General features: G+C 54.6%; 19 protein-coding genes. 3 read left to right on the top strand and 16 right to left on the bottom strand.

Annotated elements, in window-relative coordinates; translation table 11 throughout:
- Positions 1–34 precede the first annotated feature (34 nt).
- Positions 35–1,165 carry a class Ia ribonucleoside-diphosphate reductase subunit beta gene (nrdB, locus tag D5398_RS07880; protein WP_120132082.1) on the top strand — a complete coding sequence of 377 codons (1,131 nt, stop codon included), beginning with the start codon at positions 35–37 and terminating at the stop codon, positions 1,163–1,165.
- Entirely contained in the window at positions 1,166–1,426 is a 261-nt protein-coding gene (yfaE, locus tag D5398_RS07885; protein ID WP_120507115.1) for a class I ribonucleotide reductase maintenance protein YfaE, read from the top strand.
- 130 nt (positions 1,427–1,556) lie between these two features.
- Here the strand turns inward: yfaE and D5398_RS07890 are convergent, their stop codons facing one another.
- Complete coding sequence (locus D5398_RS07890) at positions 1,557–2,762, bottom strand: nicotinamide mononucleotide deamidase-related protein YfaY (RefSeq protein WP_120507116.1); 1,206 nt, start codon at positions 2,760–2,762, stop codon at positions 1,557–1,559.
- Between the two features lie 127 nt (positions 2,763–2,889).
- Entirely contained in the window at positions 2,890–3,435 is a 546-nt protein-coding gene (locus D5398_RS07895) for a YfaZ family outer membrane protein (protein WP_120507437.1), read from the bottom strand.
- A 321-nt stretch (positions 3,436–3,756) separates the two neighbouring features.
- Here D5398_RS07895 and D5398_RS07900 point away from each other — a divergent pair, with 321 nt between their 5' ends.
- Complete coding sequence (locus tag D5398_RS07900) at positions 3,757–5,190, top strand: catalase (RefSeq protein ID WP_120507117.1); 1,434 nt, start codon at positions 3,757–3,759, stop codon at positions 5,188–5,190.
- Positions 5,191–5,255: 65 nt separating this feature from the next.
- Here D5398_RS07900 and menE read toward each other — a convergent pair whose 3' ends face one another.
- The 14 genes from menE to nuoI form a co-directional block, all read right to left on the bottom strand.
- Complete coding sequence (gene menE, locus D5398_RS07905) at positions 5,256–6,629, bottom strand: o-succinylbenzoate--CoA ligase (protein WP_120507118.1); 1,374 nt, start codon at positions 6,627–6,629, stop codon at positions 5,256–5,258.
- Positions 6,614–7,615: an o-succinylbenzoate synthase gene (gene menC, locus D5398_RS07910; RefSeq protein ID WP_120507119.1), complete on the bottom strand. Its 1,002-nt coding sequence runs from the start codon at positions 7,613–7,615 to the stop codon at positions 6,614–6,616. The genes menE and menC overlap by 16 nt, the downstream gene beginning before the upstream one ends.
- Positions 7,615–8,472 (bottom strand): 1,4-dihydroxy-2-naphthoyl-CoA synthase, encoded by an 858-nt coding sequence (gene menB / locus D5398_RS07915; protein ID WP_013574606.1) that lies wholly within the window; start codon positions 8,470–8,472, stop codon positions 7,615–7,617. Before menB ends, menC begins: the two co-directional genes overlap by 1 nt.
- Entirely contained in the window at positions 8,459–9,256 is a 798-nt protein-coding gene (gene menH / locus D5398_RS07920) for a 2-succinyl-6-hydroxy-2,4-cyclohexadiene-1-carboxylate synthase (protein ID WP_120507120.1), read from the bottom strand. Before menH ends, menB begins: the two co-directional genes overlap by 14 nt.
- Positions 9,253–10,926, bottom strand: coding sequence for a 2-succinyl-5-enolpyruvyl-6-hydroxy-3-cyclohexene-1-carboxylic-acid synthase (gene menD / locus D5398_RS07925; RefSeq protein ID WP_120507121.1), 1,674 nt, complete (start codon positions 10,924–10,926; stop codon positions 9,253–9,255). Before menD ends, menH begins: the two co-directional genes overlap by 4 nt.
- Positions 10,927–10,949: 23 nt before the next feature.
- Complete coding sequence (gene menF, locus D5398_RS07930; protein ID WP_120507122.1) at positions 10,950–12,287, bottom strand: isochorismate synthase MenF; 1,338 nt, start codon at positions 12,285–12,287, stop codon at positions 10,950–10,952.
- 233 nt (positions 12,288–12,520) lie between these two features.
- A complete protein-coding gene (locus D5398_RS07935; RefSeq protein WP_112289943.1) occupies positions 12,521–12,829 on the bottom strand; it encodes a DUF883 family protein in 309 nt (102 codons plus the stop codon).
- A 117-nt stretch (positions 12,830–12,946) separates the two neighbouring features.
- On the bottom strand, positions 12,947–13,462 hold the full coding sequence (locus D5398_RS07940; protein ID WP_120507123.1) for a DUF1097 domain-containing protein: 516 nt from the start codon (positions 13,460–13,462) through the stop codon (positions 12,947–12,949).
- 205 nt (positions 13,463–13,667) lie between these two features.
- Positions 13,668–15,128, bottom strand: a complete 1,461-nt coding sequence (nuoN, locus tag D5398_RS07945; protein WP_120132091.1) for an NADH-quinone oxidoreductase subunit NuoN — start codon at positions 15,126–15,128, stop codon at positions 13,668–13,670.
- 6 nt (positions 15,129–15,134) lie between these two features.
- On the bottom strand, positions 15,135–16,664 hold the full coding sequence (nuoM, locus tag D5398_RS07950; RefSeq protein WP_120507124.1) for an NADH-quinone oxidoreductase subunit M: 1,530 nt from the start codon (positions 16,662–16,664) through the stop codon (positions 15,135–15,137).
- A 97-nt stretch (positions 16,665–16,761) separates the two neighbouring features.
- Positions 16,762–18,609, bottom strand: coding sequence for an NADH-quinone oxidoreductase subunit L (gene nuoL / locus D5398_RS07955; protein WP_120507125.1), 1,848 nt, complete (start codon positions 18,607–18,609; stop codon positions 16,762–16,764).
- On the bottom strand, positions 18,606–18,908 hold the full coding sequence (gene nuoK / locus D5398_RS07960) for an NADH-quinone oxidoreductase subunit NuoK (protein WP_004936014.1): 303 nt from the start codon (positions 18,906–18,908) through the stop codon (positions 18,606–18,608). Before nuoK ends, nuoL begins: the two co-directional genes overlap by 4 nt.
- The gene (gene nuoJ, locus D5398_RS07965) at positions 18,905–19,465 is read right to left on the bottom strand and encodes an NADH-quinone oxidoreductase subunit J (RefSeq protein ID WP_120507126.1); all 561 of its coding nucleotides are present in this window, start codon (positions 19,463–19,465) and stop codon (positions 18,905–18,907) included. The genes nuoK and nuoJ overlap by 4 nt, the downstream gene beginning before the upstream one ends.
- Positions 19,466–19,477: 12 nt before the next feature.
- On the bottom strand, positions 19,478–20,020 hold the full coding sequence (nuoI, locus tag D5398_RS07970) for an NADH-quinone oxidoreductase subunit NuoI (protein ID WP_120507127.1): 543 nt from the start codon (positions 20,018–20,020) through the stop codon (positions 19,478–19,480).
- Positions 20,021–20,027: the final 7 nt, after the last annotated feature.

A 20,027-nucleotide genomic window follows, 5' to 3' on the forward strand; every position in this document is an offset into this window, starting at 1 on the left:
TCAGGGGGTTTTTGCCGAGAATTTCGAGGAAGTTATGGCCTACAGTACTTTTTCCCAGAATAAAAACGATCAGCTTCTTGAGCCAATGTTCTTTGGCCAGTCGGTTAACGTTGCACGTTTCGACCAGCAGAAGCATGAAATTTTTGAAAAACTGATCGAAAAACAGCTGTCCTTCTTCTGGCGTCCGGAAGAGATTGATGTGTCCCGCGACCGTATCGATTTTCAGGCGTTGCCGGATCACGAAAAGCACATCTTCCTGAGCAACCTGAAATACCAGACCCTTCTGGATTCCATCCAGGGTCGCAGTCCGAACGTAGCGCTGCTGCCGCTTATCTCTATTCCGGAACTGGAAACCTGGGTCGAAACCTGGGCGTTTTCAGAGACCATTCACTCGCGCTCATACACGCATATCATCCGCAACATCGTGAACGATCCGGCGATTGTGTTTGACGATATCGTTACCAACGAAGAAATCCTCAAGCGCGCGAAAGACATCTCCGGTTATTACGACACGCTGATTGAGATGACCAGCTACTACCATCTGCTGGGTGAAGGTACGCATCAGGTGAACGGCAAGACTGTCGTGGTTAACCTGCGTGAGCTGAAGAAAAAACTCTACATTTGTCTGATGAGCGTGAATGCGCTGGAAGCCGTGCGCTTCTACGTCAGCTTCGCCTGTTCATTTGCGTTTGCAGAACGTGAACTGATGGAAGGCAACGCGAAAATCATCAAGATGATCGCCCGTGATGAAGCCCTGCACCTGACCGGTACTCAGCACGCGCTGAACCTGTTACGTTCAGGTCAGGACGACCCTGAAATGGTGGAAATCGCCAAGGAATGCCAGCAGGAATGTCATGACCTGTTCGTGCTCGCAGCACAGCAGGAAAAAGACTGGGCGGAATACCTGTTCAAAGACGGTTCCATGATCGGCCTGAACAAAGACATTCTGTGTCAGTACGTCGAGTACATCACCAACATCCGTATGCAGGCCGTGGGCCTGGACGCTCCATTTAAAACCCGTTCTAATCCGATCCCATGGATCAACGCCTGGCTGGTATCCGACAACGTACAGGTTGCGCCACAGGAAGTGGAAGTCAGCTCATATCTGGTCGGTCAGATTGACTCAGAAGTTCACGCCGACGACCTGAGTGATTTCGAGCTGTAAATGACGGACAGAACTATCACACTTTCAGCAAACGGACGGCAACTGGCCTGTAAGTCAGAGCATCGGAATTTGCTGGAAGTGTTTGAACATCATCAGGTCGAAGTGGAATACCAGTGCCGGGAAGGCTATTGCGGATCGTGCCGGATGCGGCTGATTAACGGTGCCGTTCAGTATAGTGAAAAACCTCTGGCGTTCATCTCTGACGGCGAGATTTTGCCGTGTTGTTGCATGCCGGTTGGGGATGTTGAGATTGAGTTTTGATGGGCTGCTGCCCATGCCTGCCTTTAGCTTTTAGCCTTCAACATCAAGACATTGGGCTCACCGCCCAAACTGACCTTAAGATCAACACCGTGGGTTGCCACCCAAGGTGTTGATCTGGTTTTTGTAAAACCTAAACCTTAGCAACCCGATCCAGCCACGGATAGTCCGCCACCGGCTCCCACCCGTTCAGATACCTGCGCAACATATCCATTGCTACCATCGCCATCGTTTCCTGTCGCAACGCCAGTCCGTGACGGGTTGCGGTATAACGGATCGTCAGACCACAGGTGCCCGACGGCGTGTGAAGCGCCAGACTGAGTTGTTCGCCCGATAATGCTCCGACGGCCAGCGCCAATTGCGCACCAGTGATTTCGGCCAGATTCTGCGCCCGTGCCAGCAAGCATTCGAGGGATTTTTCCGGCGAGGCTTCCTCGCCCTGAGGCAATAATTCGCCGTTGACCAGCGGGACGCCTGCGCTTTGCAGACGCCAGTTCAGTAAGCCACCGGTGAAACTTTCACTGACCGCCAGACGCAAATCCTGCGCCAGCAGACGCTCTGCCAGACGATCCGGCAGACTGCCCAGTCCTTCGAAAATCGTGCTCTCCCCCGCCACTTCACGCACGCGCTCAAACGCTTTGTGCATCGCTGCTTCCTGCGACCGCGGGCCGGTGACTTTCAGCTCGATAATCGGCGATGAAGAACGGTAACCCATCACCACGCCTTCAGGCAGTTCAAGCTTATCCAGTTCGGTGGCGAGATCGCTTTCACCACGACCAAAAGTGGTCAGACGCAGGCACAACGGAGCTTCCAGAGCCGGGAATTGTTTATGCAGCCGCGGAACGATCTGCTGTTCCACCATCACTTTAAATTCTGAAGGCACACCCGGAGTGAAGAAAATCTGACAGCGGTTAAGCTTCACGCTAAATCCGCAGGCGGTGCCGACCGGATTATCCAGCAGTTCGGCATTGGCCGGGATCTGCGCCTGTTTGCGGTTGGACTCGGCCATCGGACGGCCGCGTTCATTGAAGAACGCCTGCATGGTTTCAATCCATCCGGCATCTTCTACCAGTTCCACTGCGCAGGCTTTCGCCGCCGCCAGCGCGCTCAGGTCATCCGTCGTTGGCCCTAAGCCTCCGTTCACAATCAACACATCGGCGATATGGCTGCGTTCTTCGAGAACCGCCACCAGCGCATCCAGACTGTCGCCCACGGTTTCACGACTGGTCATCGGCAAGCCTTGTTCGAACAGATAATTCGCCAGCCACGCCGAATTGGTATCCACAATCTGGCCGTGCAGCACTTCATCACCCGTACTCAGCATCTCAACCCTAAGCATCCCGTTCTCCTTCTGGTTTTTTTGTCATTCCACTGTAGAAAGGCTGAGAAAGAAAAACAATCTCCGCAGAGCAGAAAACAAAAAGGCCCGCACGAATGCGAGCCTTCAGATTTTGTTTCAGACAGAATCAGAAATTGATGGCGCCGCCCAGATACGCGCCGTCTGCCACCACGTTATCGCGGTTGCCGTCTTTACCGTCCATAGACATGTAGCGGTAACCCACGCTCACGGTAACCAGCGGGATTGCGGTCAGACGCACGCCAGCGTTAGCTTCTTTGTAGCTGCCAATGCCGCTTGAGAGGGAATCCGGAGAATAATAATACTCGCCGTACAGGCTGAATATTTTTGCGATTGGCAATTGCAGACCACCGCCGAGAGCAGCGGCATAACCTTCGTCGCCATCTTTCGGATTGGTATATAAGCCTTTACCACCAATGGTCGCCATGAACGGGCCTAAAGGTATGTTGTAACCTAAACCCAGGCCAGCCACATCGCCGTCATCGTCGTTATGAGTCCAGTCACCGCTCAGCGCCAGGCCCGGAGAAGTGGTACCAAAGCCCACGCCCAGGTGTGTGTAGTGTTCGCCGACTTCACCGTTAACACTGATTGCATTTGCAGAAGCTGCGGCAAACATCAGGCTGGCGGCTGCGCCAGCGACAAGGATCTTTTTCATTATTTTTCCCAAATAATAGCTAAACGACATTAATTCTTCCGCACGAAGTCTAAAGCAATTCACTCTGCTGTAACAACTTTTTGGAACTTTAAACATTCCTCTCACGAGTGAAAATTGTAAGAAACATCGTTTTCATTGATGAAATGAAGTTTTCCCGTTGAATTAATAACTCCCACCTATTTGCCCATGATCAATATAGGGTTTATTACTAATGCAGTAGAGTAAGTTTGGCTTAGGAAAGCAACCCGCTGACAAGGAGGTAAATAGATTCATTTATTCCCTCGCCCGACCATTTCAAATCCATAATTGAAGGAATTTATTATGACTAAGAAAGGATTAACCACCGCCGCTGGCGCGCCCGTCGTCGATAATAATAACGTTATTACTGCGGGTCGCCGCGGACCGATGCTTTTACAGGACGTGTGGTTTCTTGAGAAATTAGCGCATTTCGACCGGGAAGTGATCCCTGAGCGTCGTATGCACGCGAAAGGTTCCGGCGCTCACGGTACGTTTACCGTAACCCATGATATTACCTCCTATACCCGCGCGAAGATCTTCTCAGAAATCGGCAAACAAACTGACATGTTTATTCGTTTCTCAACGGTGGCCGGTGAGCGCGGTGCAGCGGATGCAGAACGTGATATCCGCGGTTTCTCGATGAAGTTTTACACCGAAGAAGGCAACTGGGATTTAGTCGGTAACAATACGCCAGTATTTTATCTGCGCGATCCGCTGAAATTCCCTGACCTGAACCACGTCGTTAAACGTGACCCGCGCACCAATCTGCGCAATCCTGCTTATAAATGGGACTTCTTCTCTCATCTGCCGGAAGCGCTGCATCAGCTGACTATCGACGTCAGCGACCGCGGTCTGCCAGCATCTTATCGTCATATCCACGGTTTCGGCAGCCATACATTCAGCTTTATCAATGCAGAAAACGAACGCTTCTGGGTGAAATTCCATTTGCGCTGCCAGCAGGGTATTGAAAACCTGATGGATGATGAAGCCGAAAAACTGGTGGGCATCGATCGTGAAAGCTCACAGCGCGATCTGTATGAAGCGATTGAGCGCGGCGATTTTCCGCGCTGGAAGCTGTTCGTACAAATCATGCCGGAAGCGGATGCCTCAAAACTGCCGTACAACCCGTTTGACCTGACCAAAGTCTGGCTGCACAGCGATTATCCGCTGATCGAAGTGGGTGAATTCGAGCTGAACCGTAATCCGGAAAACTACTTTGCCGAAGTGGAACAGGTGGCAATGAGCCCGGCTAACGTGGTGCCGGGCATCGGTTTCTCGCCGGATCGTATGTTGCAGGGCCGTCTTTTCTCATACGGCGATGCGCACCGCTATCGTCTGGGTGTGAACCATCATCAGATCCCGGTTAATGCACCAAAATGCCCGTTCCATAATTATCACCGTGACGGCGCAATGCGCGTGGATGGCAACAGCGGCAACGGCGTAACGTATGAACCGAATAACGCCGGTCTGTTCCAGGAACAACCTGATTTCAGCGAACCGCCACTGAGCATTGAAGGCGCAGCCGATCACTGGAATCATCGTGAAGATGACGATTACTTCACCCAGCCGCGTTTGCTGTTCAATCTGCTTTCGGAAGCCGAACATCAGCGTATGTTTTCGCGCATTGCGGGTGAGCTGAAACATGCCTCTCCGGACACGCAGGCGCGTCAGGTGGCGCTGTTCTGTAAAGTCTGCCCGGCTTATGGTGCAGGTGTTGAGAAAGCACTGAAAGACTGACTTTTGCTGTTCAGAAATGACGAGGGCCGCAATGCGCGGCCCTTTTTTGTTTTGACAAGCACGCGTTACGACAGCCTGTCTATCCACTGGCGGACGCTGGCCCGCGAGATTTTAATCCCACCCTGAGCAAGGGTTTCTGGCAACGGATGATAAGCCACCGGCAGCTGAAAACGCGGGATCTTGCTGCTCAGCCAGAGATTGAGTTCCTCATACAACAGCCCTGCCTGTGCTTCGAGTACCGCAACCGGCCGCTGACCAAATTGCTCATCCTCTACCGGCACGACAAATGCCTGAGAAACCTGGGGATGGCTCACCAGCACTTTCTCGATATCTTCAGGCTGTATCCCTTCCCCGCCGCTGAAAAAGAGATTATCCAGCCGTCCGGCGATCAGCAGTTCGCCATCTCGCCAGTCCCCCCGGTCGCGGGTATGTAACCAGCCGTCGGTACTGACTACCGGCGTCAGCGCTCCATTTTTCCAGTAACCACAGGCCAGGCTGTCACTGCGGATCAGGACTTCCTGATCGGCGATGGTGACGACTTTCCCGCTGAGCGGCAGCCCGACGCCCGCTGATCCATCTGCACGCTTTGCCGTCACGGTAGACGCCGTTTCAGTCATGCCATATCCGCACCAGCAGCGGATGCCGGCGCTTTCCGCCTGTGCGGTCAATTCCGGCGGGATCTGCGCGCCACCGAGCAGAACGTCTTTCAGTTTTCCCGGCAGCGAGGGGCCTTTTAGCAGACGCCAGAGCTGGGTCGGCACCAGTGAGGCATGGCTGCATTCCTGCAATGCTGTTTCAAAGGGTTGTCCGTCGGCCAGCACCAGCGTCGCTCCGGCAAGCAGCCAGCGCCAGATGATGCCCTGCCCGGAAACATGGAATTGCGGCAAAGAGAGCAACCAGCTGTCGTTATGCGTGAAAGGGATCAATCCCAGTACGCCCGCCGCACTGGCCAGATGGGCGGCGATGGTATGCGCAGCGGCTTTAGGTAAACCCGTAGAGCCGGAGGTCAGCGTCAGGGTTGCTACGCGATCCGGCTGCCACGCGACGGCGCTGACAGACCAGGCATTTTGCAGCGACAGCGCGGGGATATTCAACCCAAGGGCGGGCTCAGCAAGGTCGAGCATAAAACCGATATCAAGCTGCGAAAGCAGTTCGTCACACAACGTCTGAGGCAGCTGGGGATTGAGAGGCAATAATCGCGCGCCGGTCTGCAACAGCGCCAGATAACTCAGCAGCGCATCCAGATTATTTTTACTGCGCAGCACCACGCCGGTGCCTTCCGTCACGCCCTGAGCAATAAATCCGGCGGCCAGCGCATCAACGCGATGCTGTAAATCACGCCAGCACCAGCTGACATCTGCGGCGTTGAGTGCCACAGCAAAAGGGGTCTGGGCAGACCATTGACGCCACGGCCAGTCCGTCATTATTTGCTCTGCCATACGATCTCCAGCGCGGAAACATCCGTCAGCGGAAGCACTGAATCCGGCCAGTGACGAACCAGCTGCGCCTGCATCAGATCTAATGTATCCAGACCGGGAACAGCATCCGGTGTCAGCCATTGTGCAATACGTGCCAGCTGCGTCAGCCCCAGACTGGATTCAAGCGATGAGCTGATTACCGCTTCCAGTCCGGCGGCGTGCGCCTGTGCTATCAGCTGACGGCAACGCATCAGACTGCCGGTGAGCGTGGGTTTAATGATGATCGCTGCCACACCCGGCTCTGCCTGCACGGTAAAACCGGCTTCGCGCACGCTCTCATCCCAGGCAATCGCGATGCCTGTCAGACGGGCAAAATCACGGGACTGTTCGCGGGTCAGACAGGGTTCTTCAATAAAAGTGATGCGGGATCGCAGTTCCGGCGCAACATGGCGGGCAAATCCTGCCGCTTTCACCGGCGTCCAGCTGCGGTTAGCATCGAGGCGCAGATGCAAATCCGGCAAGGCTTCCAGCAGCATGCTGACGTTCAGCCCGTCGCCGACAGACTCGTAAAGTCCAACTTTTACTTTCGCGACTTTCCGGCCATGCGCATCAGCGGGCAATGCGCCGAGGCGGGCATAAAGTTCATTCGGATCACCGTGACACAAAGGCGCGCAGCGGGTGCTGAGCACCTGAGGCAGCTCTTCGCGCAGTTCGGCGTCGGCACAACTGAGCCCGAACGCTACCGAAGGCAACGTGCTGAATGCCGAGGCGACCGCCGTCAGCGACGCGCCCTGCACCCACTGGCTCAGGCCATGCCGAACGGCTTCCTGTGCCTGAGGCAAATCTTCCTGACTGAAACCGGGCAGCGGCGCAATTTCACCCCAGCCGGTTTTATCATCCTGCCACAGCGAAACCAGCAGCCCGTCGCGCGTTTTGAGGCGCTGATTGCGCAGCACCACGCCCGCTTCCATTGGCAGGCTGTACCGGTACACTGTGGCGCGGCGCATTAGGGATTACGCTTAAATTTGCTGAAGTCCGGCTGACGTTTTTCGTTAAACGCATTGCGGCCTTCCTGACCTTCGTCGGTCATGTAGAACAGCATTGTGGCGTTACCCGCCAGTTCCTGAAGACCAGCCTGACCGTCACAATCGGCGTTCAGAGCCGCTTTCAGGCAACGCAGCGCCATCGGGCTGTTTTCCAGCATTTCACGACACCAGCGCACGGTTTCTTTTTCCAGATCTGCCAGCGGAACCACAGTGTTTACCAACCCCATATCCAGCGCAGCTTTGGCATCATACTGACGACACAGGAACCAGATTTCGCGGGCTTTTTTCTGTCCGACAATGCGCGCCATATAAGATGCGCCCCAGCCGCCGTCGAAAGATCCGACTTTCGGGCCGGTCTGACCGAAAATAGCGTTATCTGCCGCAATGGTCAGGTCGCACATCATATGCAGCACATGTCCGCCGCCGATGGAATAACCGGCCACCATCGCTACAACCGGTTTAGGACAGGTGCGGATCTGGCGCTGGAAATCCAATACGTTCAGGTGATGAACACCGCTGGCATCCTGATAGCCGCCGTAGTCGCCACGGACTTTCTGATCGCCACCGGCGCAGAAGGCTTTTTCGCCTTCACCGGTCAGCACGATCACACCGATACCTTCGTCATTGCGGGCATCATCGAGGGCGCGGATCATTTCTTTCACCGTCAGCGGGCGGAATGCATTACGCACCTGAGGGCGGTTGATGGTGATTTTAGCGATGCCATCGGTGGATTTGTGATAACGGATATCTTCAAACTCACCGGTGCAGTCACGCCATTCGACCGGCGCATAAAGTTCTTTTTCATCAGGATAAATCATGTGCAACGTCCTTTAAGACAGGTGAAGTAATAAATGCCAGCGCCTGACGGACAAATTCCGCCGAATTTTCACGGTGGGCGTTATGCCCGGCATTGGCGATAGTGCGCAGTCCGAAACCGGAATGCTGCGCGAGATGGATAAATTTGGTGTCATGAGTGCCGCACAGCCAGGCAAGCGGACTGGAAAGCTTATGCAGTTCCCCGCGCAAATCAGGCTGCACCGATAACGATGTCGCTGTAAGCATCGCGGCAACAGTGTGTGGATTATTGTTTTCGCGCAGTAAAATCAGTTGCTGACGCTGTTCGTCGGTCAGGCTGGAAAACACCGGCTGGCGGTACCAGCTGGCAAGCGCCTGTTTCCACGGCAGTTGCAAAAAACGCGTCGCCCATTGCTGATCGTGATGACGGCGTTGCGCGCGTTCGGCCTGGCAGCTCAGCCCAGGGTGTGCACCTTCGACCAGCACTCCCTGTAATCCGCTGCGATCCCCCTGACAGGCGTGATACAGGCTGATGCGTCCGCCGAGCGAATAGCCAATAAGCCAGTAGGATGCGATCCCCTGCTGATGCAAAGTCTCTGTCAGCAACTGGCTGACATCCGCAAAACCGGCAGCCGTTAACGCCGCTGAACGCCCGTGTCCCGGTAAATCGATAAACAGGCAAGGCCAGCCTGCGAGGGACGCCTGTAACGATTGCCAGTCCGCAGCGCTGCCCAACAGGCCGTGGAGGAAAACCAGCCACGGGCGACCTGTGACTCCGGCATTTAAGGATGTGCAGGCTAGGGTCATGATGTACTGACCTCGCGGACCAGCGCGCGCAGGCTTTCGGCTCCGTCCGTCTCGCTGACTCTGAGTTCAATGAGTTTCACACCGCCATGCTGCCAGCATTCGGTCACTGCCTCCTGAAGCGCAGACATGGATGTCGGACAGGCATAATCCAGACCAAACATCGCCGCCGCATGACTGAAACTGACATTCTGCGGCATACAGTAAAACCGCTGGCGCTCAGCTTCTGGTGTCGGCAGCAGCGAGAAAATCTGCCCGCCATTGTTGTTCACCACAATAATGACCGTCGGCGCAGAGCACTGACGCATCAGCGCCAGCGCATTCAAATCATAAAGCGCGGAGATATCACCTAGCAGCACCAGTGTCGGCTTGCAGGTCGCACGCTGCACACCAGCGGCGGTAGAAAGCAGCCCATCAATACCGCTTGCACCTCGATTGGCGAAAACAGGATAACCGGCGGGCAGTTTTGCAAACGCATCCACCAGCCGGACGATCAGGCTATTGCCGAGGAATAACTGACCGTGCGGCGGCAATAATGCCGGAAGCTGCCATGCGGCAGCGGCTTCTCCAAACGTCCCTTCAAGATGCGTTTTCACCGCATCTCTGGCCCGTTGTGAACAGGACTCAAGTTCTTCCGCCCAGTCAGGCTGCGGTTGCGCCGGATGCGCCTGCAACCAGACAGCGACCTGTGCCTGTATCCGGCGGCCACGGTGCTGCGCCGGATCCTGACGACCCGGAAGCGTGTCAACCAGCCAGTATTCGTCGGGTTCGCATGCCGCCTGCCATTGCAGTAAACGTTTACCGGTCAGACCGCCGCCAAACTGAATAACCAGCTGAGTGCGTGCCAGCACGGCTTGCGCCTGCGGTGAGGCCAGCCATAAATCGGCGCAGGGAAGCGGATTACCGGTAGAAGCCTGAACATCGCTTAGCAGCGGCCAGCCAAGCAGTTCTGCCCAGCGGGCGACTGATTCACTTTCCTGCGCGGAGATCCTTCCCGCAATAATCACGCCGCGCTTTTGACGCCATGAAAACCAGTCTGGCTGTACGTTTGTATGCTCAACCGGCGGGTAATTCAGCCAGGGTTGATGCCCCTGCCACCAGTCGCCCAACTGTGCCAGCCAGTCCTGGTGCTCACCATTGTCTTCACCATAAAGCGGTTCGGCGAACGGACAGTTAATATGCACCGCGCCGTGCGTCTGCTGCGCCAGCGTATTATCCAGTGCAGAGACCAGCCAGCGGGCGCTGATTTCCGGTGTCGGGCGCGGTAAATCCAGTGTCTGCACGGGATGACTGGCGAACATGCCGGTCTGGCGGATGGCCTGATTGGCGCCACAGTCGATGAGTTCCGGCGGGCGATCGGCGGTGAGCAGCACCATTTTTTCGCCTGTCAGCCCGGCTTCGATCAGCGCCGGATAGAGATTGGCCACTGCCGTGCCGGAAGTGACAATAATTGCCACGCGCTGTCCGCTGGCTTTTGCCAGACCAAGCGCCAGATGGCCAAGGCCTCGTTCATCAAAATGGGTATGACAGATAAGGTGCGGGTGCGCCGCTGCGGCGAGCGTCAGCGGCGTGGAACGTGAACCGGGCGCGATGCAAACGTGTTGCACCTGATGGCGGGTCAGGGTTTCGAGGAGCAGCGTCGCCCAGCGGCGGTTAAAAACAGCAACAGACATGGTCAACTCACTCCGGCAAAGGATTATCCGGCCTGAACGGCAGGCGTGTAGTGCTCTTCCAGCAAAGTTCGCAAACCTGCGGCTTTGTTTTCGATTTCCTGCCATTCCTGTGCAGCGTCAGAACCGGCGACAATTCCGGCACCGGCGTAGAGTTCCAGATGATGACCTTTCACCGCGGCAGAACGCAGCGCGACGGTGAATTCCGTCTGTTCAGCACTGATATACCCGGCAGAACCGGCGTACCATTCGCGATCAAAAGGCTCATATTCGGCGATAAATTCACGGGCTGCCTGACGCGGCAATCCGGCAACGGCCGCCGTAGGTTGCAGGCGTTGCAGACAACCCGCGTCATCAGATTCTGTCAGTTCGCCATGAATACTGCGGCGAAGATGCTGTACTTTGCGCAGACGTAAAATCTCAGCAGGCATGATATCGAGCGATTGCGCCCCGCCCTGCAAACGCTGGCAAATGTCATCCACTACCAGCAGGTTTTCGCGCTGATTTTTGCCATCGTTCAGCAACCAGTCGCCAAGATCCTGCGCTTTATCATCATCCGGATCATTGGCGACGGTACCTGCCAGCGCTTCGGTATAAAGCTCGTCGTGGCTGCGCAGGAACAGGCGTTCCGGACTCGACCCCAGAAATGCCTGTTGCGGCGTGAACGCCAGCATAAAGTGATAGCAATGGTGATTCACCGCACGGCTGGCAGCCAGAAATGCGCAGGCATTCAGCGGCTGGCTGAGGGTCAGCGTGGTTTTGCGTGCCAGTACGACTTTGTCAAATTGCTGCTCTTCAATACAGTTTAGTGCGCGGGTAATCAGCTGGTTCCACTGTGGCTGCGCCGGCAAATGCTGGTGCTGCAATACGCGGGAGGCGATCGGAGGTAAAGCACGGCTGTCGACCAGAGATCGCAGGAACAAACGTGTACGGCGCGCTTCTTCACGTAAGGAATGAGAACTGAAAAGTGTACAACGCAGCCAGTAGCGCTTGCCCTGACGACAAAGTTCGATACGCGGGAGAAAGAGTGCGTTGGCGGCAAAGGCGGAGTTGTCAGCACCGTTGAAGGCGTTCAGTCCCCAGATATGTAAATCGGGAACATCAGCATGCTGGCGGATAAATGCCTGTGCCTGTGCGGTATCGCCAAAAGCATAAGCATCGCCACAAACGGCGGCTTCTTCATTGCCATCACGTTGTTGCCAGTAGAATTTCGGGTAGCAGGGTTGCGCAGACAACCATTCCAGCAGGCCGGTGTCTGGCTGTTTTTGCAGGGAATAACTGAACTGCCGGATCCCCGCTGTATCAGGCCATTCGCCTGCAAGCGTTGTATCAAGCTGCTCAATGATTGCTGATATTTGTTTCACCGCTACCTCGGGCCATACCGGATGTTTAGTGACGGGCAGAAATACCCTTCTGGATCAAAAAACGGGTTGGATCAATTACGGATGAATTATGCGGCGTTACGAAAAATGAAAATATGCGACAGATCAAGCTGAAGTGAGTGCAGTTAGCTAAGAGGGAGTATAGGAGCAGACAAAGGAGTTATCAAATGCGTTGAGAGCAGGAGCAGCATGATGCTGCCCCTGAAGGAATACCATTAGCGACGCAGCAGCAAACCTACCACCAGACCGACTGCGGCACCGACACCCACGCCATGCCACGGATTTTCGCGCACATAGCTGTCCGTCTGTTCAGCGACGTGGCGGGCTTTCTTGCAATAAGAACGGGCGGAAGGATCAATACGGGATTTGATATCTTTCAGTGCGTTTTCAGCGCGAGCTTTAATCTGCACGTATTTCTCATCCGCTTTATCACCGGAAGATTTCAGCACTTCTTCCAGAGTTTCAGTCAGCATACGCAAATCGTCATCTAACGAATTCTGCTGTGTCTCAAATTGGTCAGCCATGGTTATCTCCTTATGATGTGTTCGGGTCTTCTAAAAACTTATGCTGCCATTAACCCTAGCGCAGTTCAGCCTTAATTGCCCGACAGATCATCAGAAAACTGTCGTAAAAACGGGGTTTTAAGAACCTTCTGACCCTTTAATATCTGTAAAAATCGCGTCTTTTTTAGCCTCGCCTTGCTGCTTTACGCGCTGTTTCGCCAGCCATAATCCGCTATTTTTCATCGCGTAACCGAACACCAGTCCGACCAGCAATGACACCACCACCTGACGCCAGTCGCCCTGTGCGGCGAAGGTCGCACAGGCACCGATAAATGTGCCCGGCACAAAGGCCAACCACTGCTGCCACGCCTGAAGGCACATCAGGAATGCGACCACCCCGGTCAGCATATAACCGAGAATGCTCCATTCGGGGCGCATGGCGCTGCCCGCGATGATCACAACCGCCCAGAATACGCCGCTCAGACAGGTCAGCGTGCTGATCACTAATCCGCGCAATCCGCCCTGCGGACAGGCGAAATACGCCGTGCATCCGAGGAATCCTGCCCAGCTTATCAGGCCGAGGCTGATAGCCACCCAGCCCCATATACCGGAGAGGATGCCGGTGGTAATGGCAATCATCACTAAAACGTTCATGGTGTAAATCCATACGAATTTGAACAAGCGCGCAGTGTACGCATTGGTAGGAATAATGGAATGGGGAAGATCACAAAACGAATGTAATAATTAGCTGAACGTACATATAAATGTGATTTGAATCACACTTATTGACTAATACGATTAAAAAAGCCGCTCAGGTGAGCGGCTTTGTGAGTTTCTCAGACTGCGTTTGCAGACTTTATCAGAGCAGCGGTTGAGCCATCTGCACCAGCGAAATCAGCGGTTGCGGGAAGATACCCAGCAACAGCACCAGAATCGCGGAAATCAATACGACCACACCACCCGCCGTGAGCGCCCAGTTGTTTGGCGTATCACGAACCAACGTTTCAGGCGCGCTCAGATACAAGCTCACTGTCACGCGCAGGTAGTAGTAAAGACCAATCGCAGAACCCACAACCACAGCACCGGTCAGCCACCACAGATGCGCGGTCACACCGGTCGCAATCACGTAGAACTTACCGATGAAGCCCAGTGTCATTGGAATACCGGCCAGTGACAGCATCATCACGGTCATTACCGCAGACAGGATAGGTTTATGCCAGAACAGACCACGGTAGGAGAACAGCGATTCTGCATCCGGACCTTTGTACGGGCTGGACATCAGGCTGACCACACCGAAGGCACCAAGGCTGCTGAACAGGTAACCGGCCAGATATACACCCACGGTTTCCATCGACAGCTGATGTGTCTGAACTGCAATCAGCGCAACCAGCAGATAACCTAGGTGAGCAATGGAAGAGTAACCGAGCAGGCGTTTAATGTTGCTCTGGCTGATCGCCATCAGGTTACCGACCAGAATCGAGCAGAAGGCGATAATCGACAGCACGATACGAATCGATTCGCTGTCAGCTACCGGCGCGTACAGGAACAAACGCATCACCACCGCGAAGATAGCGATTTTGCTGGCGGTTGCCAGGAAAGTCGAAACCGGTGCAGGTGCGCCCTGATACACGTCTGGCGTCCACAGGTGGAACGGAACCAATGACAGTTTGAAGCCCAGACCGACGATCATCATACCCAAACCGGCCATCAGCAGCGGCTGGTGCAGCATCACGCCGTCGCCCAGATTTTTGCCCAGAGATGCAAAGGACAAATCACCGGACTGTGCGTACAGCAGCGCCATACCAAACAGCAGGAAAGATGACGCGGCAGCGGACAGCAGCATGTATTTGATAGCCGCTTCCAGCGAGCGTTTCTGGCGGTAGGCGTAACCAATCAGACCGAACAATGGCAGTGAGATCAGTTCGATCCCAAGGAACATTGATGCCAGATGGTTAGAGCATGCCAGCAGAATGCCGCCCATTGCTGCAATGAGAACTAACAGGTAGAACTCTTCTCGGTTGTCCGGATAACCGGCCAGCCATGGGTAAGCAAACGTACTGGTCGCCAGACTCGCCAGCAGCACCAGCCCGATGTAGAACATCGAGTAGCCGTCAACGCGCAGCAACGGCGTGACGTCCTGCGGGCCGACCTGCGCGACGTAGTAAAGGGAAAGTAAGGCAACGTTCAGCCCGATGACTGTCAGTGTGGCATTAAGAAAATGGTCGCGTCGCCACGCAATGGACAGCATCACCACCACCACCGTCAATCCGACGATCATCAGCGGTAATAGTGCGATCAGATTTTGAAGTGTAAATGTCATGGCGAGTTACGGCCTTGTCGTTGAAATAGTTGAAACTGATGACCCGAACCAGTGCTGAATGTTGCTCATCGCGGCACTTGAAGTATCCAGAATGGGTTGCGGGTATAAGCCCAGCGCCACCAGCAATACAACAAGTAACAAGATGATCGACAGTTCGCGTGCGGTCATACCCGGCAACGGTTCTTCAGATTTTGCTTTGCCATAGTAAGCACGCTGCATCATCGCCAGAGAATACACCGAGGCAAATACCAGACCGAAGGTCGAGATGACAGTGATCACCGGTACAACCGGGAAGCTGCCGAATAGGATCTGGATTTCACCGACGAAGTTACCGGTACCCGGCATCCCTAAAGTAGCGACGGCGAAGAACAGTGACAACGCTGGCAGGTATTTAATCCGGCCCCACAATCCACCCATCTGGCGCATATCACGGGTATGCAAACGTTCGTACAGCTGACCACAGATGATGAACATACCGGCTGCGGACAGACCGTGTGCAATCATCTGAATCACTGCGCCCTGATACGCCATCTGGCTGCCGGTGTAGATGGCAATCAGCACGAAGCCCATGTGCGAAACCGAGGTGTAAGCAATCAGACGCTTAATGTCGGTCTGGCAGAACGCCATCCACGCGCCGTAGAAGATGCCAATCACACCCAGCCACATCGCAATCGGTGCGAACTGGTGAGACGCTTCCGGGAACAGTGGCAGACAGAAACGCAACATCCCGTAGGCCGCGGTTTTCAGCAAGATACCGGCTAAGTCAACGGAACCGGCGGTCGGTGCCTGACTGTGTGCATCTGGCAACCAGCCATGTAATGGCACAACCGGCATTTTCACCGCGAAGGCGATGAAGAAACCGAGCATCAGCAGATATTCAACACCGTGCGACATTGGCGTTTTCAGCAGGTCAGCGTAGTTGAATGTCCACACGCCGGTGGCGTTGTAATGCACAAACACCAGACCGAGGATGGCAATCAACATTACCAGACCGCTGGACTGCGTATAGATGAAGAATTTGGTTGCTGCGCTGATACGTGTTTTACCGTCTGACGCTTTGTGTCCCCACAAGGCAATCAGGAAGTACATCGGCACCAGCATCATTTCCCAGAAGAAGAAGAACAGGAACATGTCGATGGCGAGGAACACGCCGATAACGCCGCCGAGGATCCACAGTAAGTTCAGGTGGAAGAAACCCTGATACTTCTGGATTTCACGCCACGAACAGAGGATCGCCAGAACACCCAGCAGACCGGTCAGAACTACCATCAGCAAGGACAATCCGTCCAGCGCCAGATGGAAACTGATGCCAAAACGAGGGATCCACGGCACCGAAAACTCGGATTGCCATTGTGGAATACCCGCAGGCGTCGTTAATGAATATCCTCCCTGCAACCACAATTGCACGGAAAGAGCCAGCGTCAGCCCCATCGCAATTAACGCGATCCAGCGCGGTACTTTGCTCCCAAAGCGCTCAGTCTGCCAGCACAGCAGCCCGCCGATAAAGGGGATAAATATTAGCCAAGGTAATAGCATGGCGTGTCGTTCCCTTCTTTTATGCCCGAAGGCTATTTCACTTGCCGGTCCGTTACAGGAACAGACCGGCATTGATAACTACACCCGTAATGCAGGCTTAAATCACCAGCAGCAGTGCCAGAACGACAACTGCACCGAGCCCCATTGACGCGACGTACCAACGTATCTGACCGTTTTCGCTAAGAGTCAGACCACGGTTACCCAGACGGGCAAACAGCGCAGGCAGATTCATCATGGAGTTCAGTGGATCACGTTGCAGGATTTTCGCCACCAGCAGATAAGGTTTCACGAAAATCATGTCGTACAGCCAGTCGAAGCCCCAGGCATGGAACCACCAGGTCGTGAAGAAACGACCCGGTGCGCTTTTCGCAATGCTGTTGACCAGCGAGCGTTTACCCAGATACAGGGCCGCCGCCAGCAGAATGCCAGCAATTGCAATCACGCCTGATGTGATTTCCAGCGTCAACACGTTGCCATGCGCCAGCTCAGTGGTATCCGGCAGCACGCCTTTCAGTGGCGGGACAATCATCGCGCCAATGAAGGTGGACAGAACCAGTAACACCAGCAGCGGCAGGTGGTGAGTAATGCCTTTACCCGCATGTGCTTTGATTTTCTCTTCGCCGTGGAAGACGATGAAGATCATGCGGAAGGTGTACAGCGAGGTCATAAACGCACCGACCAGACCCGCAATCATCAGATTCAGGTGGCCGTTAGCCAGCGCACCCGCGAGGATTTCATCTTTACTGAAGAAGCCCGCAGTGATGATTGGCAAGGCGGACAGCGCCGCGCCACCGACCAGGAAGCAGATATAGACAAGAGGAATGGACTTACGTAACCCACCCATTTTGAAGATGTTCTGTTCGTGGTGGCAGGCCAAAATGACCGAACCGGAAGAAAGGAACAACAGTGCTTTGAAGAATGCGTGCGTCATCAGGTGGAAGATAGCGGCATCCCACGCCTGAACGCCCAGCGCCAGGAACATGTAACCAATCTGGCTCATGGTCGAATACGCAAGAACACGTTTGATGTCGGTTTGCACCAGCGCAGCAAAACCTGCAAGAACCAGCGTGACCGCACCAATAATGCCCACCAGATGCAGGATCTCAGGCGCCATCAGGAACAGGCCGTGAGTACGTGCAATCAGGTAAACACCGGCGGTGACCATAGTCGCGGCGTGGATCAGCGCGGAAACCGGCGTCGGACCGGCCATGGCGTCTGCCAGCCAGGTCTGAAGTGGAAGCTGCGCGGATTTACCCACTGCGCCACCCAGTAACATCAGGGTCGCCCAGGTGATGGCCGTGTCACCCACTGCCAGTTTCTGCGGTGCCAGGATCATCAGTTCACGGAAGTTCAGCGTGCCCAGTTCGCGGTACAAGATAAACAGTGCGAAGGCCAGGAACACGTCGCCGATACGGGTCACGATGAACGCTTTCATCGCTGCCGCACCGTTAGCCGGATGAGTGTAGTAGAAACCGATCAACAGGTAACTGCACAGACCCACACCTTCCCAACCGAGGTACATCAGCAGCAAGTTGTCTGCCAGTACCAGAATCACCATGCTGGCGATAAACAGGTTGGTGTATGCGAAGAAACGTGAATAGCCTTCTTCACCGCGCATGTACCAGGAAGCGAACATGTGGATGAAGAAACCGACGCCGGTAACCACGGACAGCATGGTCATCGACAAACCGTCGAGGGTCAGTGTGACAGGAATACCGAAGTCACCGACCTGCATCCAGTTCCACAGGTGCTGGTTAAAGACTTCCACCCCTGCGGCTTTCTGGCTGAGGAAATTGATGCCCACATAAATAGTGGTCACTGCTGCCAGACCAATGGAACCCACGCCAATAGTAGCCGATGTGTTTTCAGACCAGCGACCGCGTGAAAAGGCCAGTAACAGGAAGCCAATCAGCGGGAACAGAATTGTTAAATAGAGTAAGTTCATCCGCGCATCTCACTGACAGTATCAATATTGAGAGTGTGGCGACGGCGATACAGTTGCAGCAGCAACGCCAGACCAATACTGGCCTCCGCCGCAGCCAGGCTGATGGCCAGAATGTACATCACCTGTCCGTCTGCCTGACCCCAGTAGCTTCCCGCCACGATAAACGCCAGCGCTGCCGCGTTAATCATCACTTCAAGACTGATCAGCATAAACAGCAAATTACGACGAACCAGCAGCCCGGTAAGCCCCAAAACAAAGAGGATCGCGGCCAGAATAAGACCATGTTGTAGAGGGATCATGCTCTCTCCTCCGTTTTTCTTTTTGTTGCCATTTCGGTCGTGACCGGTGCGTCACCGAAGACTTCACCCGGTTTGTGTTCACGTCCAATGTGGAATGCCACGACCAGACCGGCCAGCAGCAACATTGACGCCAGTTCAACTGCCAGAACGTACGGCCCGAACAGTGCGATACCGACGGCTTTCGCATCAACCATGTCACCTTTAATGCCGTGGTCATGCACGCCAAGAATTGACATGATCATCACCACCAGCAGGATGACTGACAGAACCGAAGGTCCGATCCAGGTGGCAGGCTTGAGCCATGCTCGTTCCTGTTCTTCGACATTGCCGAGGTTGAGCATCATCACGACGAAGACGAACAGCACCATAATGGCGCCGGCGTAAACGATGATCTCCAGGGCACCGGCGAAATACGCGCCGAGCGAGAAGAAGACCGCAGCAATCGCCAGTAAAGAGACGATCAGATACAGCAATGCATGAACCGGGTTGGTATGCGTGATTACACGCAATGTCGCCAACACGGCCACCAGGGCTGCAATATAAAATGCAAATTCCATGCTTGCGGCTCCTTAAGGCAACAGACCTTTGACGTTGATCGGTTTGGCTTCGTTTTCAGCTTCGCCTTTCAGCTTACCGTCAACGGCCATACCGGACATCCGGTAGAAGTTATATTCCGGATATTTACCCGGCCCAGAAATCAACAGATCTTCTTTTTCGTACACCAGATCCTGGCGCTTGAATTCACCCATTTCAAAGTCCGGCGTCAGCTGAATTGCTGTTGTCGGGCAAGCTTCTTCACAAAGGCCGCAGAAAATGCAGCGTGAGAAGTTGATGCGGAAGAATTCCGGATACCAGCGGCCATCTTTCATTTCTGCTTTTTGCAGAGAAATACAGCCTACCGGACACGCTACCGCACACAGGTTACAGGCAACGCAGCGCTCTTCTCCGTCCGGATCGCGCGTCAGCACGATACGGCCACGGTAACGCGGAGGAGGATTGACCGGAACTTCAGGGTACATCTGGGTTTCGCGCTTGGCGAAGGCATGCAAGCCTATCATCCACAAGCTGCGAACCTGGGTACCGAACCCGACCACTATGTCTTTCAATGTCATGGTTTCA

It is taken from the genome of Rahnella bruchi (genome assembly GCF_003614975.1).
GTDB classification, from domain to species: Bacteria; Pseudomonadota; Gammaproteobacteria; order Enterobacterales; family Enterobacteriaceae; genus Rahnella; species Rahnella bruchi.

Excerpts from the sequence above, each read along its gene's own strand:
- nuoI (WP_120507127.1), bottom strand. The coding sequence starts at position 20,020 with ATGACATTGAAAGACATAGTGGTCGGGTTCGGTACCCAGGTTCGCAGC.
- nuoM (WP_120507124.1), bottom strand. The coding sequence starts at position 16,664 with ATGCTATTACCTTGGCTAATATTTATCCCCTTTATCGGCGGGCTGCTG.
- nrdB (WP_120132082.1), top strand. The coding sequence starts at position 35 with ATGGCCTACAGTACTTTTTCCCAGAATAAAAACGATCAGCTTCTTGAG.
- D5398_RS07895 (WP_120507437.1), bottom strand. The coding sequence starts at position 3,435 with ATGAAAAAGATCCTTGTCGCTGGCGCAGCCGCCAGCCTGATGTTTGCC.
- nuoK (WP_004936014.1), bottom strand. The coding sequence starts at position 18,908 with ATGATCCCTCTACAACATGGTCTTATTCTGGCCGCGATCCTCTTTGTT.
- nuoJ (WP_120507126.1), bottom strand. The coding sequence starts at position 19,465 with ATGGAATTTGCATTTTATATTGCAGCCCTGGTGGCCGTGTTGGCGACA.
- menC (WP_120507119.1), bottom strand. The coding sequence starts at position 7,615 with ATGCGCCGCGCCACAGTGTACCGGTACAGCCTGCCAATGGAAGCGGGC.
- yfaE (WP_120507115.1), top strand. The coding sequence starts at position 1,166 with ATGACGGACAGAACTATCACACTTTCAGCAAACGGACGGCAACTGGCC.
- menH (WP_120507120.1), bottom strand. The coding sequence starts at position 9,256 with ATGACCCTAGCCTGCACATCCTTAAATGCCGGAGTCACAGGTCGCCCG.
- nuoL (WP_120507125.1), bottom strand. The coding sequence starts at position 18,609 with ATGAACTTACTCTATTTAACAATTCTGTTCCCGCTGATTGGCTTCCTG.
- menB (WP_013574606.1), bottom strand. The coding sequence starts at position 8,472 with ATGATTTATCCTGATGAAAAAGAACTTTATGCGCCGGTCGAATGGCGT.
- nuoN (WP_120132091.1), bottom strand. The coding sequence starts at position 15,128 with ATGACATTTACACTTCAAAATCTGATCGCACTATTACCGCTGATGATC.
- menD (WP_120507121.1), bottom strand. The coding sequence starts at position 10,926 with ATGTCTGTTGCTGTTTTTAACCGCCGCTGGGCGACGCTGCTCCTCGAA.
- D5398_RS07935 (WP_112289943.1), bottom strand. The coding sequence starts at position 12,829 with ATGGCTGACCAATTTGAGACACAGCAGAATTCGTTAGATGACGATTTG.
- D5398_RS07900 (WP_120507117.1), top strand. The coding sequence starts at position 3,757 with ATGACTAAGAAAGGATTAACCACCGCCGCTGGCGCGCCCGTCGTCGAT.
- menE (WP_120507118.1), bottom strand. The coding sequence starts at position 6,629 with ATGGCAGAGCAAATAATGACGGACTGGCCGTGGCGTCAATGGTCTGCC.
- D5398_RS07940 (WP_120507123.1), bottom strand. The coding sequence starts at position 13,462 with ATGAACGTTTTAGTGATGATTGCCATTACCACCGGCATCCTCTCCGGT.
- D5398_RS07890 (WP_120507116.1), bottom strand. The coding sequence starts at position 2,762 with ATGCTTAGGGTTGAGATGCTGAGTACGGGTGATGAAGTGCTGCACGGC.